This is a genomic window from Polaribacter sp. KT 15 (genome assembly GCF_900143115.1).
Taxonomy (GTDB): domain Bacteria; phylum Bacteroidota; class Bacteroidia; order Flavobacteriales; family Flavobacteriaceae; genus Polaribacter; species Polaribacter marinaquae.
The window spans coordinates 209,076-225,292 of the sequence record NZ_LT670850.1; the positions used below are offsets into that span (position 1 = coordinate 209,076).

Genomic DNA, 16,217 nt, shown 5'->3' on the forward strand with positions numbered 1-16,217 from the left:
ATTATTACGTCTTAAAAAGACAAACTAAAATGATATTAATCTACTAAAATGCAGATAATTAGATATTATTATTTACCTGTAAAAGTCTACAGTAAATACTAAAAGTGGATAGAAAATTAAACTAAAGAAGGTGGTGGTCTCGAAAGGAGTTTTCTTAGTTTTTTGTTTTTAGAAATAGAAAAATTGTAGTTAACTATTTCTTCTTTTTGTAAGGTAAAAGTGGTAGTACTTACTTCAAAATCAATTGAATTTGGTACAAGTGTAGGTGTTAAATTATGATCTATAGAACTGTCGCAAATAGCACAATATATTACATCGTCACTCTCATCAGAATGCGATAAACTATGTATACCAGCCATTTTCATAGATAGAAAAAGCGCTAGTAATAGATAGGTAATGCTATTTTTTACAATACTTAGTTTCATTATTTGTATTAACTGAAACCTCTAAAATTATTCAGAGATTTTCATTTCTAATTTGTTTTAAATCTTAATAATTTCCAATTTAAATAATGCGCATAAGAAACAATAAAAGCACCAGCAACGGTATTTACTATTTCAAATATTTCTGACAGATTTAATCTACCAAATGCAATTAATAAAAAACCTAAAAAAGCAATTATAAGTGGCTTACTATTTTTATGAATCTTTTTATAGCTGGGTAATAAAGAAATTATGACAAAAATAAGGCCGAGACTAATAAATGCCCATTCAATAAATTTATTTCCTAGAAAATGTAAACTACTTAAAGATGAAAATGAAAGTAATAAAGGTATTGTTGCACAGTGCACAGCACAAATTAAAGAGCTAAATAGAGCTACAATATCTATAGAGTTGTTATTAATTTTCATTTTTTTTAATTCCCGTTAAACAAAGTAAATTAGTAAAACCTTCTTATTAAAGCAATGTTGTCGCGTTAACAAGGTTGCAAACATATTATATTTTTTATAATATTGCAATAGAATCGCAATAATTATTGCAAATACATCGCATTAATATGAAAAGAAGAAGTACACCTACTAAACAAGCTGTTTTAGAAGTAATTACAAAAACAGGCAAAGCGATGAGTCAAGATGCTATTGAGAAAAAAATTGATATTGACATCAACAGAGCAACTATTTATCGCGTTTTAAATCGTTTTTGCGATGACGGTGTGCTACATAAAGTAGTCGCAGAAGATGGTAAACAGTATTTTGCATTGTGTAAAGAGTGTGATTCTGAAAAAAAAGAAGTACATCATTTTCACTTTAGATGTGTAAACTGTGAAACTATAGAGTGTTTACCAGATGAAGTAAACTTTACAATACCAAAAGATTACCAATTGCAAAATGCCAATTGCGTTTTAACAGGAATTTGTAAAGAATGTGCGTAAAATTAAAAAGTTTATAATAACATAAAAAAAGCCTCATTATTTTTAAGAATAATGAGGCTTTTTAAATTTATTAGAAAAAATTTAGTTATTTTTTTTCAAGTAAAACAATATCAAATTCAGATTCTAATGTAACTAACCCTTGTTTTACTATCGAAGATTTTTTTGAATAAAAGTCATGAAGAGTATCTCCATTTTCATAAACAGATTTTACATTTATTACTTTCTTTCCTTTAGGTAAATCAATTCCGGCAATAATTTTATCATCATTTCTAATTCTAGAAAAAATCAAACCGTTTTCATCACTAATTAAATGATGTCTTCCTGCTCCTACTGCCATATGATTTGCTCTAAATTGACCTAATTTTTGCCAATGAGTCATTATTTTTTGAGTCTCTGCATCCTGCTCAATATCATTCCAATTCATAAAAGAACGTAAAGTTGCATCACCAACGGCTCCTTCTATTGTTAAATCTCTTGCAGATTCGTCTCCGTAGTATACTTGAGAAGTTCCGGGAGTTAGCATTAACATTGTTGCCGTTTTATAAGGCTGTTTTCTTTCTTTATCAAAAGGTTGCCCATCATCATGAGAGGTTAAGTAATTTAAAATTCCGTAATCTTTTAATCCATTATTTAAAATTGAATCATATTTACTAAAAACATCTTTAGCTGCCATTTGTTTCGCATTCCATTTAATTTCAAAATTTATCAAACTATTAAAAGCTTTGTCAAAATAGTTTACTTTTTTATCACCAAAATTAAATGCCTTTTCTGCTGAAATACCATAGTTATAAACTTCTCCTACCAAATAGAAATTCGAATTATCTAACACTTTTTCTGCATTATTTTTTTTAAATTCTTCGAAAGCAAAATCACATTCTTTTTTAAATTCTTGCCAAACAAATTCTTCCGTATGCTTTACTGTATCAACTCTATAACCATCAATTCCAAATTCCGTTATATAATCTGTTAACCATTTCATGATATAAAAACGTGGCGCTCTAGGGTGTCCTGTTCTTTCAAAAAATTTGTCAAGTTCTTTTAATTCTTGTTCATACCTTCCTTCTGCTTTCCATTTTGCTACCAATTGTGGTGGCAACTCTACATTTTTATTACTTTCGGTTCTAATATCTGGTAAATTTTTAACTAAAGTACAAGTAATAGTGTTTTCGTAGTTACTATACTGACATTGTGGATCTGTTCTAACCCAATCTGATGGCCAAACTGAATCTTTATCTGTAACCGGACCTGTATGGTTAATTACAGCGTCTAATAATATTCTAATTCCGTTTTTATGAGCAACTGCCACCAATTCTTTCAAATCGTCTCTGGTTCCGTAGTTAGGGTCTATTTTAGTCCAATCTTTTGCCCAATAGCCATGAAAACCATAAGAAACTCCTGTACCTTCATCTGTCGCTCCGTGAATTTGCTCTACAATAGGAGTCATCCAAATAGCATTGATTCCTAAATTTGTAAAATAACCTTCTTTAATTTTATTTGTAATTCCTTTGATATCTCCTCCTTTAAAACCTCTTAAGGTTCCTGTTTCTTTAGTTCTATCAAAATTGATATCATTTTCTAAATTCCCATTATTAAAACGATCTGTTAAAAGAAAATAAATATTTGCTCCTTCCCAAGTAAACTCTTTTGTTTGCTTATCAGTAATTTTATTGTTTTCCGCATTTTTTTGATTACAGCTAATTGTTGCTGCTATTAAAAATAAAAATAATAGTTTTTTCATGCTAATTATTATTGAAGTTTTAAAATGTAAGATTCTAATGGATTAATTTGTAAGTCTATAGTACCTCTGCCCTCTTTAACCTTTAAACCAAAAGATTTTTCTAAGTATAATTGGTCTTCTACCACATAATCTCCGTCTTTTAAATTCCACTTTTTTATGATGTTTGCCGGAACTTCTAAATTGAACTCAAATTCTTTTTGATCATCAAAATTAGAAACAATTATTAATTTTTCGTTTTCAGACCAACGCACAAAAGACAATATTTTAGAAGAATAGTTAGCCGTATTGTCTCTGTTGAATTTATGGATATCTATATAATTCCCCATTAAAGCATCACTTTTAATGGTGAAATTTAACAATCGCTTGTAAAAATCTCTTAACGCCAATTCTTGCTTTGTAGATTTACCGCCATCAAATTGTTTATTATTTACCCACCTTTGTAAAGATGGCACACCAACGTAATCAAAAATAGAAGTTCTAGACGGTGTTCCAAATCCTGCGTTTTCAGAACCATCTTCGCCAAATTCTTGCCCAAAATAAACCATAGTTGGTGCAGTAGAAATAGTTGTAGAAACTACCATTGCTGGTTTTCCTTTTTCTGCACTACCAGCAAATTCTGGACTTGCAATTCTTTGTTCATCATGATTTTCTAAGAAATGTAACATATGATGTTCTATATCTTTCAATTCTTCTTGAATTGGCGGAATGTTATCTGTTAAACCATGACCTTGCATTACATGTTTTATAGTATCATACAACTGTACTTTGTCATATAAATAATCCATTTTTCCTTTTTTAATGTAATCTCTATACATTTTTGGATTGTATACTTCTGCCAATAAAAAAGCATTTGGATTTTTCATTTTAATTGCAGAATTCATATAACTCCAAAATTCTACAGGTACCATTTCTGCCATATCATATCTAAAACCATCAACACCTTTTGCAGTCCAATACAAAGCAATATCTTTAAATTTTACCCAAGAATTTGGTACTTTTTTATCTTGCCAAAACTTAAAATGTTTTTTGTAATCTTCATTATCAAAACCTTGTGGCAATTCATCAAACTCTTTTTTTCCTTCTGGCGAAATACCGTAATTTACCTTAACAGTTTCATACCAATCATAAAAACTAGGTTTTACAGATTTAGATCCATTTCCTGTCCATTTTGCAGGATATTCTTCGAATTTTAGATCAGACAAAAAATTTTTTTCTCCTCCTAAAGGTTTATAACCATTTAAAAAATCTGGAACTTCAAATGCTTTATTTGGTGTGTAATAAAAATTATTATCGACATGATATACTACAGAAGTATCATCATCTGCACCAAAATCTTTTGTTCCTTTTGGGTTTGTTAAACTTTGATAGTTTCTAGCCACATGATTTGGTACAATATCTATAATAACTTTTAAACCATTTTTATGTGAACGATCAATTAAAGCTTCAAATTCTTCTAATCGATTTGCTACATTTTCTGCTAAATCTGGATTTACATTATAATAATCTTTTACAGCATAAGGAGAACCTGCTCTACCTTTTACTACATCTGGATCGTCATTAGAAATACCGAATGCTGTGTAATCACGAATAACATCATGATGTGGCACGCCTGTGTACCAAATATGAGTAATTCCTAAATCTTTAATTTCTTTTAACGCCTTATCTGTAAAGTCGTTAAACTTACCTACACCATTTTCCTCTATTGTTCCCCAAGGTTTATTCGTTGTATTTGTGTTACCAAATAATCTTGTAAACACCTGATAAACAACTACCTTTTTTTTACTCGACACAGGTTTTTCTTTTATTTCTGATTTCTTTTCTGATGTACAACCTAAAGTTATAATCAAAATTAAAGTTATTAAAGCGCTATTAATTCCCTTCATTATTTTTATTTATTTTAATGAAATTTTTATTTCTAATTCTTTATCAGTACTCCAAGTTAAAGGAATCGAAAGTGTATTACTATCTATAGCAACTCTTTTTCTTTTTCCGTTTACTTTGATTTTTTTAGGATTGGAATTGATATTATGAATAATTAATTGGATTTCTTTTTTCTTCGGATTCCAATTTTTACCTAAAACAGCATCAAACTCTATTTCTAAATATTTCTTTGAAAAGGCTGCGTCAAATTCTAAAATTTCATAAGCGCCTTTTTCAAAAGAGTTAGCTGTTTCGCCATCATCATTATAAAAAGTTCTTTTTGTTGCTTGCTTTTCTTTATTTAAGTAGTAATGAACTTGCAATTTATCCGAATTATAGTTGTCTGTACTTTGCACAACATCAGACATTAAAATAAATGCGCCTTCTCTTACATAAGTAGGTATTGAGTTCTCTTTTACATTAACCATTTTAAATTGCCCGCCTTCTATTTTTTCATTTGTATAAAAATCTATCCAATTGGCAGTTTTAGGAAAAAATACTTGTTTTGTAATCACAGAATCTTTTAAAATTGGTGTAATTAAAAAATCTTTTCCCCACAAATAAGTAGATGAATTTGTAATTAATTCAGGCGTATCTTCTTCAAAAAAAACAGGACGCATTAAAGGTGTTCCTTTTTGATTATTTTGAAAAGCCAAATTATAATTATAAGGCAATAATTTGTAACGCAATTCAATAGATTCTTTTGCCAATTGCATTGTTTCTTTAGTTCTAAAAACGGGCTCGCTAGCTACTTCTTCTTGTGCATGCGGTCTAAATATCGGCTGAAAAACACCATATTGCAACCAACGTGTATATAAATTATCGTCTAAATTTGCTCCGGCAAAACCACCTAAATCAGAATGCATATATCCAAAACCTTGCATTCCCATTTGCAATGCAATTTCTGGTTGACTTTGCAATCCGCCCCAAGTTCTATTTACATCACCAGACCAAGGTATCATACCAAAACGTTGCGAACCAGCAGCGCCAGCACGCATTAAAATAAAAGGTCTTTCGTTTGGATACTCTTTCTGATAACCTTCAAAAATTAATCTAGCCCAATCATGACCGTAAATATTATGAATTTCATCTGCTTTTTTAGTTCCAAAATTTACCCAATACGGTAACACTTCTGGTTCACCTAAATCTCCCCAAAGTCCTTTTACGCCAATATTTAATAGGTCTTTATAAATATTCCAAAACCAATCTTTTCCTTCTTTTTTGTAAATATTTACAATACCAGTGTTTCCAAAGTAAAAATCATATTTAGCTGGCTTTTGTACAGAATCTGTGGCTAAAACTCCTTTCTCTGCAGCTTCTTTCCATTTAGAAGAATTTGATAAAATAAAAGGCTCTGTAATTAATACAGTTTTAACTCCTTTATTTTTCAATCTAGAAATCATTCCTTTCATATCAGGAAAAGAATCTTTATCAACTTCTAAATTACCCATTGTACCTTGAATTGTTTTACCAAACCAATACAAATCTAAAATAACAGCATCTACAGGAATCTCTTCTTCTTGAAATTTATCAATCGTTTTTTCTGTTTCTTGCTGTGAATGATAACCAAACCTACTAGAAAAATTTCCTAAAACCCATCTTGCTGGCAATGGTTGTTTACCTGTTAACTTTGTATAATTTTCTATTAAATCTTCCCAAGAATCACCAACAACAACTTGGTATGTTTTACGACCAGAAATAGTTTCATAAGTTAAAGAATTGTCTTTTTTACTATCTAAATCTAAATACCCAATTGGTGCATTATCAAAATGAATCATGTATTTCTTAGATGAAATTACCAACGGTAAAGTAAAATTCATTAGTGATGCTTTTGTTTCATAACCATATTGCGCCTTATTGTACAAAGCCAATCGATTACCTCTTCTGTTCATACCTAAAGCTCTAGAACCTCCACCAAATAAAATTTCGTCTTTTGTTAAATTAAATTCAATTTTCTCTGTAAAATCATATGCTATATTTCCTTTTACATTTTCTAAAGGAACATGTTTAGATTTATAATATCCTAATTTTTCTGATGTAACAACTTCTCCGTTAAATCGATATTCAATTTGAAAAGATTTGTGATTGATGTGTACAGAAATTCCGGTTGTATTAAAAACACTTTTATCATCAGTAATTAAAGGTGTTATAGTAACATTTTTAGGTTCCAAAATAACTGCGTGCGACTTTTTTGTGTAAGCTTCTCCTTTCGGAATAAATGTAGTTTCTACAATTTTATCAGAATAAAACTCTATAAAATAAGTTCCATCATTTACATGAACCTCTAATCTATTTTTAGATTGATCAACATTTTGAAAAATTCTACTAGAATTTTGAGAAAATGAAGAAATTGATAAAAAAAGTAATAAAATAAATAGCTTAAGTGTTTTCATATTTTTTTAACAAATAAATTATAATGAGTCTGTCTATTATTTCTTCAAAAGAAAAGTTAACGGAATATCAATTCTATTTTGCCAAGAAATTTCTGAATGATCTGTTCCTTCGAAAAATAAATTTCTATAATTGGCTTCTGTATAACCGTTTTTTAAGAAAATAGCATCTACTTTAGGTGCATACTGTGGATAATACTGATCTAAAGTTTTGTTACCGTAATCAAAATATATTTTATGTGTTTTTGCATTCGGAATATTCTTTTCTAAATAAGTAAAAATGGCATTTGGTAACGGATTATTCTCTTTTGGTAAAGCGCCAACCCAATGTGTAGAGATACAAGCAGCACCTTCAAAAATAGCTGGATATTGAGAAATTGCATACATAGACATTAAACCGCCCATAGAAGAACCAGCTATAAACGTATTTTCTTTATTTGTATGTACAGCGTAGGTTGCGTCGATGTAAGGTTTTAAATCTTTAACTAGAAATTGCAAGTATGCATCACCTGTTAAATCTTCTAAACTAAAACTATTATTAGAAAAACTTTTTAAAGTTTCTAACTCTTCTGCAGATAAAAAGTTCATAGCTTTTTCTGGAAACAAATCTAGCCATCTTATTTCAGGTATGTTATGAATACCAACTACTATAAAATCTTTGGTAACACCTTCTTTCATTAATTTTGAAGCAACTTCATCTATTTTCCATTCCTGTTTATTCCAAGTAGTCGTTTCATCGAATAACATTTGACCATCGTGCATGTATAAAACTGCATATTTTTTTTCATCAGAATAATTTTCTGGCAACCAAACATCTACAGGTCTTGGTGTAATGTGTTTTGTAGGAAAAGAATCAATACGGATTATTTTTCCTGCGGATAATTGCACAGATTTTAAAACTTCAGCATTAATCTTAGTTTTTTTAACCTCCTCTTTAACTATTTCTTGTTTTGTTTGTTTGCAAGAAAATAGCATGATAAGAGAGAATAATAATGATAAATATTTCATGTTTATATATTTTTTGAATTGTTATCGATACAATTTGATGGTTGAATCGAAATTTATAAAAGTAACAATACTAAAAGTTGAATTATAATTTTGTAGTTAAAATCGTACTTCCTTTTTCTGATAGTTCTATGACATCATTCCAGATAAAACTTTCTCCGGTAATTAGGTTTTTAAACTTTTTACCTTCTAAACCAACTTCTTTAAATCGGTTTAAATCTAGAGAAATAGGTTTTTCATTTTTATTAATGATATGAACAACTACCTCATCATTATAAATTCGGAATAAGAAATAAGTTCCTTTATATGGTGCAAAATGTAAAGTTTTACCTTGTTTAATTGCACCGCTATTTTTACGATAATTTAAAATTGTAGCTACAAAATCTTGCATTGATTTTTGCTCTTCTGATAAACCTTCTTTTGTAAAAGCACTTATTGCATCGTCTTTAAAACCTCCAGGAAAATCGGTTCTTATCAAACCATGGTCTCCAGGCTTTGCAGTATCATTCATTAAAATTTCTGTACCGTAATATATTTGAGGAATTCTAGGCAACATCAACATATAGCTTAATGCCATTTTTGCTTTTACAACATCTTCCTGCACTTCGGTAAACAACCTACTTTTATCATGGTTATCTAAAAAAACCATAATATCTTTTGGTGAAGCATAATAAAAATCATTTGCCAAACCTTCGTATAATTTTACCAAACCTTTGTCCCAAGATTCTTCTTCATTAACACCTTCAATAATGGCTTTTTGCATTGGAAAATCCATGGTAGATTTTAAATTAGACTCATAACCATCTTTGTTTTTTGCGCCTTTTTGCCAATAACCTACTAATAAAGGATTGTAACTCCATTCTTCTCCTACAATAGAAAAATTAGGATATTCACGCATAATTGCACCAGTCCAATCAGACATAAATTGTTTATCCGGATAAGGATATGTGTCTTGTCTAATTCCGCCTAAACCTAACGTTTCAATCCACCAAATGCTATTCTGAATAATATATTTTGCCAAATACGGATTCCTCTGATTTAAATCTGGCATTGTCGATACAAACCAACCTTCGTTGTTTCCTTTTCTATCACTTTCTGAAGCATAAGAATCTTGATTAGTGGTTCTTCTATGATTAGAATTTATGTTGGTTTTATTATTCCAGTTTTCTATGTTTTCTTCATAATTCTTTTGATTATTTACCCAATCTTCAAAAGGTAAATCTTTCATCCACCAATGTTCTAAACCGCAATGATTTGCAACTTGATCCATTATCAATTTCATGCCTCTTTTTCTTAATTCATCTGCTAATTTTTTATAGTCAGATAAATTACCAAAACGAGGATCTACTTTATAATAATCTGTAATTGCATATCCGTGGTAAGAACCATTGTACATGTTGTTTTCTAACACCGGTGTTGGCCAAACCGAAGTAAAACCTAGGTTTTCTATATAATTTAAATGATTTGTTATTCCTTGTATATCACCACCATGACGCTTGTAACCATGCGACCTATCAATAGTAATTTCATGTAAATTTTTATTGATATCGTTAGATGCATCTGCATTTGCAAAACGATCTGGAGTAATTAAATAAATAGCATCAGAATCATTAAAACCTATAAAATCTTCTGCAGCTTTTACTCGAGATTTCAACTCGTAAGTATGTGTTTTTTTAGAACCGTTTTCGAATTTAAAAACAATGTCAAATTTTCCTGGTTTTGTGTTTTTATCAATATCCAAATCAATAAAAAGGTAATTTTTACTTTTTGCTTTGTTTACTTTCTTAATTGTAACGCCTGCGTAAGAAATTGTTGGTGTAGCATTGCCAATACTTTCTTCTTTTACTAATAATTGTAGTGATGTATTTTTAAAATCTACAAACCAATTGGGCGGTTCTACTCTTTCTAAAAAAGTATTAGAAATAGAAACCTCAGAAACATTTTTAGAGGATTCTGATGTATTACAAGATTGTAAAGCAACTAAAATTGCAACTAAAAAAATGTTTCTGATAAGTTTCATGAACTACTAATTTAAACTGTTAATAAGCTGTTAGGAGACACAACTACTTTTTCTCCGTTAACTAAAATGTTTATTTCTTGTTTTCCGTTCAACTCAAAACTTGTTCCGTTTTGAGAAACGTTAACTGTAATTACTTGATTTCTAAAATTTACTTTAAAAGAGTAAGATTTCCAGCCATCTGGTATTCTTGGTGTAAAAGAAAGTGTATTATTTACAATTCTCATACCTCCAAAACCTTCTACAATACTCATCCAAGTTCCTGCCATAGAAGTAATGTGTAAACCTTCTTCTACTTCATGATTATAATCATCTAAATCTAATCTAGAAGTTCTTAAGTAAAATTCATAAGCTTGCTCCATTCTACCTAATTTAGCAGCCTGAATACTGTGTACACAAGGTGATAAAGAACTTTCATGAACCGTAAATGGCTCGTAAAAATCAAAATGACGCTCTAATTCTTCCGTAGAAAATTGATCTTCGAACATATAAAAACCTTGTAATGTATCAGCTTGTTTTATGTACGGAGAACGTAAAATTCTATCCCAACTCCATTTTTGGTTTATAGGTCTTTGGCTTTTATCTAAATCTGCTACAGTAATTAACTCTTTATCTAAGAAACCATCTTGTTGTAAGTAAACATTGTGCTTTTCTGAAAAAGGGAAGTACATATTGTCTGCAACATTTTTCCAAGAAGCCAATTCTTCATCAGTAATATTTACTTTTTCTTTAATTCTGATGTAATCTGAAATATGATCATTTTTAACAATATCAATATTTTCTAAAGCATACTCAATACACCATTTTGCTATGTAATTTGTATAAAAATTATTGTTGATATTATTTTCATATTCATTAGGCCCCGTTACACCTAACATTACAAACTTCTCTTTATCAGAAGAAAAGTTAACTCTTTGATGCCAAAAACGTGCAATTCCTATTAAAACTTCTAGTCCTTTTTCTGGAATGTAAGAGTAATCTTCTGTAAAACGGAAATAATTAAAAATAGCAAATGCAATAGCACCATTTCTATGAATTTCTTCGAAGGTAATTTCCCATTCATTATGGCATTCTTCTCCGTTCATTGTAACCATTGGATACAATGCTGCTCCGTTTTTAAAGCCTAATTTAGCTGCGTTTTCGATAGCTTTTTCTAAATGCTCGTATCTGTATTCTAGTAAAGTTCTTGCTACAGATTGATCTTTAGTTGCCATGTAAAAAGGAATACAGTATGCTTCGGTATCCCAATACGTACTTCCACCATATTTTTCTCCAGTAAATCCTTTAGGACCAATATTTAAAGAGGCATCTGTACCTAAATACGTTTGGTTTAATTGAAAAATATTAAAACGGATTCCTTGTTGTGCCTTTACATCACCTTCAATCGTAATATCAGACATTTTCCAGATTTGTGCCCAAGACTGAATTTGCATTTCTAACAATGCATCAAAACCAAAACTAACGGCTTTATCTAATGCTTCTTTAGCAGCACCTAATAAAGCTTCCTTTTTATGATTTCTGTCTACAACATAACCACCAAATTTGTGAATTGTGTAGGTTTCATTCTGTTTTATCTCTTGTGTATAGCTACAAGAAGCTGTTTTATCTGTTTTTGCATTTTCACAATCTGCAGAAACTTCATTACCATTTACAAACAAACGAGACTGCATAAATGTGCATGTGTAAAAATGCGTTTTCATGGTTCTTGCCTCGATAAAAGATTGCTGATTATTTTGAGAGACTTCTAAAACATCCCAAAATTGATCATCCCAATTGGTATCTTCATTTGTAATACCTGCGTCTAAATAAGGTATGTAGGTAATTTTTGCATCAGAATTTATTGGTGTTACATTGTAACTTATTGCACCAACTTCATCTAACTCTAAACTTAAAAAACGTTTTGTGTCTACTTTTATTTTTACATCGTTTTGCAAAACCGCTTCAAAACTTCTAGACAACCAACCTTCTTTCATGTTAAGTTCTCTCTTAAATTTTGAAACTTCTTTACACGTATGTAAATCTAATTTTTCGTTATTTACAAGTACGTTTATACCAATCCAATTTGGAGCGTTTAAAACTTTTGCAAAATATTCTGGATATCCGTTTTTCCACCAACCAACTCTGGTTTTATCTGGATAGTAAACACCTGCAATATAACTTCCTTGAAATGTACTACCTGTATATTGTTCTTCGAAGTTAGCTCTTTGTCCCATGGCACCATTACCAATACTAAACAAACTTTCTGAAGATTTTACCTTTTGAGCATCAAATCCTTCTTCTAGAATTGACCATTCATTTGGTTGTATATAATCTTGATTCATTTTTTTTTCTTTTAAGAGAAAAGAATAGAGAAAAAATAAAATTTTCTTATTTCTATCTTCTCCTTTCTTATTTTTCTAATAACTCTTTAATAAAATCGGTATTAATTTCTGTGAAGTCTACAAAATTAAATTGGGCTTCTGATAAGACTTTATCGTCTCCAATACCAATACTTACCATATTAGCTGCATTTGCAGCTTCTACACCAGCAACCGCGTCTTCAAAAACAACACAGTTTTCTGGCAAAACATTTAATTGTTTTGCTGCCAAAAGAAATACTTCTGGATCTGGTTTTGCTTTTGTAACATTGTTACCGTCTACAATTGTATCGAAATAATGTAATAAACCTACTTTTTCTAAAATTGGTTGTGCGTTTTTACTTGCAGAACCTAAAGCAATCGGAACATTATTTTCTTTTAAAAATTGTAAAATCTTAGGTACATCTGGTAATATTTCTGATGCATCCATGTTTTTTATATACTCTAAATAATCTTCATTTTTGTCGATCATCCAAGTATCAAACTCTTCTTTAGTTGCTTCTCTTTTTCCTATTTCTAAAAGAATTTCTAAACAACGTTTTCTACTAACGCCTTTAAATAATTCGTTTTGTTCTTCAGTAAATTCAAAACCTAATTGATTAGCTAATTTTTTCCAAGCTAAATAGTGATATTTGGCAGTGTCAACAATAACACCATCCAAATCGAAAATAAATCCTTTCTTATTCATTTTTAATTGTTCTCTTGATATGTAATTGCATTTTTTTCTGTAATTAAAAAATTACAAAGTCCTGCAATAATTAAACTTAAACCTGCTACAATCATAGCATTAATAGTTTCTTCTCCTAATAAATTAGATACAAAGTTGATACCTCCTAAAGCTGCAATTATTTGTGGTATTACTATAAACATGTTAAAAATCCCCATAAATACTCCCATTTTGGTAGGATTTACAGCACTAGATAACATTGCGTAAGGCATAGATAAAATACTACCCCATGCAAAACCGATAAGAATAAATGAAATTGCTAAATATTCTGGTGAAGGAATAAAATACATTAGAATAAAACCTAATCCTCCTAGTATAAGAGAACCCATATGTATGTATTTTCTGTTGATTCTTCTTTTTCTTGTATACAATACAAGAATTAAAGCAAAAGCCATAGAAGACAAACCATAAATACCCATGTAAGAACCTACTTCGTTAGAAGATTTTTGAAAAGCAGTATTTTCAACATCAAAAGCAGCTTTTTGCACTGGATTAGACATTACGTACTCTTTTTCTACAGGAGCAGGTGTTTTAAAAACATGTTCTGTTAATGCAGGGTTTGCCATAGACCACATAGTGAAAAAAGCAAACCAACTAAAAAATTGAACTACACCTAACTTTTTCATAATCGTAGGCATGTTTCCAATATTTTCTAAAATATCTGCAACAAACCTATTCTTTTGCGCCTTTTCTTCCTCAAAAGCTTGCATGTCTTCTGGCGGATACTCCTTCGTAGTAAAAACAGTATATAAAATACTTAATAAAAATACTACTGCACCAATTGTAAAAGCAACTTTAACAGACATTGGTACAATACCAGAAGCTGCAGAATCGCTTACTCCAAATTGAGAAACCATCCAAGGCAAACTACTAGCAACCCAAGTACCAACACCAATAATAAGTGTTTGAATTACAAAACCATAAGATCTTTGAGAGCTTGGTAATTTGTCTGCAACTAAAGCCCTAAAAGGCTCCATAGAAATGTTAATAGAAGCATCTAAAATCCACAGAAAACCAGCTGCTACCCATAAAGTAGGTGAATGTGGCATTATAATTAACGCCAAAGAACTTAGAATAGCACCAATTAAAAAGTAAGGTCTTCTTCGCCCCCACTTAGGACTCCAAGTTCTATCACTCATGTAACCAATAATTGGCTGCACAATTAAACCTGTTAACGGAGCCGCAACCCAGAGAATAGGAATATCCTCTATTTCTGCACCAAGTGTTTGAAATATTCGTGACATGAAACCACCTGTTAAGGCCATTCCAAATTGAATTCCAAGAAATCCAAAACTCATGTTCCAGATTTGCAAGAAACTTAATTTCTTTTTGTTCATTATCGTTATACTATAAAATTAATATTACGATAAGCATGTTAGACTTATCAATTATTATCATGTGTGGAATGTAATTTATTGATAAATCGTAATAATGCAACAAAAATAAGCTTAAATTATCAATTTGATAATAAAAACTTTACAAATCTACGACGACGGTTTCGTAGATTCTCTAAGCTTCAAATCGCTAGAAATTACAATAGTTTTAGGCTTAAATTTTTCGCTTTCATTTTCTATTCTATTGATAAGCGCCTCTACTGCTTGCTTTCCCATTGTTAAGCCATGTTGAGCAATAGTAGTAATAGAAGGTGTAGAATATTCTGAAATTAAACCGTCTGTAAAACCGGTTACAGACAATTCTTCTGGTATACGAATACTCTTTTCTTTAGCAATTCTTATAGATTTTGCCGCATAAATTTCATTTACCGCAAAAATTGCATCAATATTATGATCAAAAACTGGTCTTATTTGTTCTTTAACGTTTTGTTTCTCGTCAATTTCAATAATCAAGTCTTTGTCAATTGGTATTTTTCTTTCTAAAAGTGCTTTTTCATATCCTTTTCTTCTTAAAGTACCCACATTAACGTATTCTGGCGTGGTAAGAATAGCTACTTTTTTACAACCAGTATTTAAAAGGTGTTTTGTTGCTTTGTAGCCTGCTCCGAAATCATCAACTACAACTTTATCACATAAGATTTCATCTACTACCCTATCTAAAAGAACTAATGGTATTTCTTCTGATACTAGATCTTGAAAATGTTTAAAATCTTTATTTGCAAGGGTTTCGTTTGCTATTGACACAATTAAACCATCTACACTACCATTAGACAAGACCTTTAAGTTTTCGACTTCTTTAGTATGAGACTCATCAGAAAAACAAACCATTATTCTATAACCTTTATCATGCGCACCTTCTTCTATACCTTTAATAATAGTAGAAAAAAAGTGATGTACTATTTTCGGGAGTATGACACCAATCAGTTTTGTTTTTTGATTTCTTAATTGTAGCGCTAAATTATTGGGCTTATAATTGTATAGATCTGCATAAGCTTGAATTTTTTCTTTTGTTTCTTTACTAATTTCGTGGCTGTCTTTTAACGCTTTAGAAACTGTTGAAGTAGAAACCCCTAATTCTTTAGCTATTGTTTTTATGGTAACTTTTTGCTTCATATTTTACAAAAATGCAATTTTTAATAGTCTTTTTTTATAATTTAATGATATTTTAAGTAAAGTTGTCAACACGAAACCGATTTCGTAACTTTTAAAATATTGTATTTGCGAATCTAACTTCTATATTTACAGAGTGGAATGTAAATTTATTGTTAATAACAAATTCAAAATATAGTTATTATTTA

Annotated in this window: 12 protein-coding genes; 1 reads left to right on the forward strand and 11 read right to left on the reverse strand. The window is 30.1% G+C overall.

The window, feature by feature from the left end; translation table 11 throughout:
* Positions 1-116 precede the first annotated feature (116 nt).
* Positions 117-425: a hypothetical protein gene (locus B5464_RS01050; RefSeq protein WP_154066914.1), complete on the reverse strand. Its 309-nt coding sequence runs from the start codon at positions 423-425 to the stop codon at positions 117-119.
* 47 nt (positions 426-472) lie between these two features.
* The gene (locus B5464_RS01055; protein ID WP_079736844.1) at positions 473-850 is read right to left on the reverse strand and encodes a MerC domain-containing protein; all 378 of its coding nucleotides are present in this window, start codon (positions 848-850) and stop codon (positions 473-475) included.
* A gap of 146 nt (positions 851-996) precedes the next feature.
* On the opposite strand from B5464_RS01055, the gene B5464_RS01060 reads away from it, so the two are divergent.
* Positions 997-1,371, forward strand: a complete 375-nt coding sequence (locus B5464_RS01060) for a Fur family transcriptional regulator (protein ID WP_077809600.1) — start codon at positions 997-999, stop codon at positions 1,369-1,371.
* An 85-nt stretch (positions 1,372-1,456) separates the two neighbouring features.
* On the opposite strand, the gene B5464_RS01065 is transcribed toward B5464_RS01060, so the two are convergent.
* The 9 genes from B5464_RS01065 to B5464_RS01105 form a co-directional block, all read right to left on the reverse strand.
* Entirely contained in the window at positions 1,457-3,109 is a 1,653-nt protein-coding gene (locus tag B5464_RS01065; protein ID WP_079736845.1) for an alpha-amylase family glycosyl hydrolase, read from the reverse strand.
* 8 nt (positions 3,110-3,117) lie between these two features.
* Positions 3,118-4,992 (reverse strand): alpha-amylase family glycosyl hydrolase, encoded by a 1,875-nt coding sequence (locus B5464_RS01070; protein WP_079736846.1) that lies wholly within the window; start codon positions 4,990-4,992, stop codon positions 3,118-3,120.
* Positions 4,993-5,001: 9 nt separating this feature from the next.
* Complete coding sequence (locus tag B5464_RS01075; protein ID WP_079736847.1) at positions 5,002-7,422, reverse strand: TIM-barrel domain-containing protein; 2,421 nt, start codon at positions 7,420-7,422, stop codon at positions 5,002-5,004.
* A gap of 36 nt (positions 7,423-7,458) precedes the next feature.
* Entirely contained in the window at positions 7,459-8,427 is a 969-nt protein-coding gene (locus B5464_RS01080) for an alpha/beta hydrolase (RefSeq protein WP_079736848.1), read from the reverse strand.
* A gap of 82 nt (positions 8,428-8,509) precedes the next feature.
* Positions 8,510-10,444, reverse strand: coding sequence for a glycoside hydrolase family 13 protein (locus tag B5464_RS01085; protein ID WP_079736849.1), 1,935 nt, complete (start codon positions 10,442-10,444; stop codon positions 8,510-8,512).
* A gap of 11 nt (positions 10,445-10,455) precedes the next feature.
* Entirely contained in the window at positions 10,456-12,762 is a 2,307-nt protein-coding gene (locus B5464_RS01090) for a glycoside hydrolase family 65 protein (protein WP_079736850.1), read from the reverse strand.
* 67 nt (positions 12,763-12,829) lie between these two features.
* Positions 12,830-13,486, reverse strand: coding sequence for a beta-phosphoglucomutase (gene pgmB / locus B5464_RS01095; protein WP_079736851.1), 657 nt, complete (start codon positions 13,484-13,486; stop codon positions 12,830-12,832).
* 2 nt (positions 13,487-13,488) lie between these two features.
* Positions 13,489-14,862 carry an MFS transporter gene (locus tag B5464_RS01100; protein ID WP_079736852.1) on the reverse strand — a complete coding sequence of 458 codons (1,374 nt, stop codon included), beginning with the start codon at positions 14,860-14,862 and terminating at the stop codon, positions 13,489-13,491.
* A 147-nt stretch (positions 14,863-15,009) separates the two neighbouring features.
* Entirely contained in the window at positions 15,010-16,032 is a 1,023-nt protein-coding gene (locus B5464_RS01105) for a LacI family DNA-binding transcriptional regulator (RefSeq protein WP_079736853.1), read from the reverse strand.
* Positions 16,033-16,217: the final 185 nt, after the last annotated feature.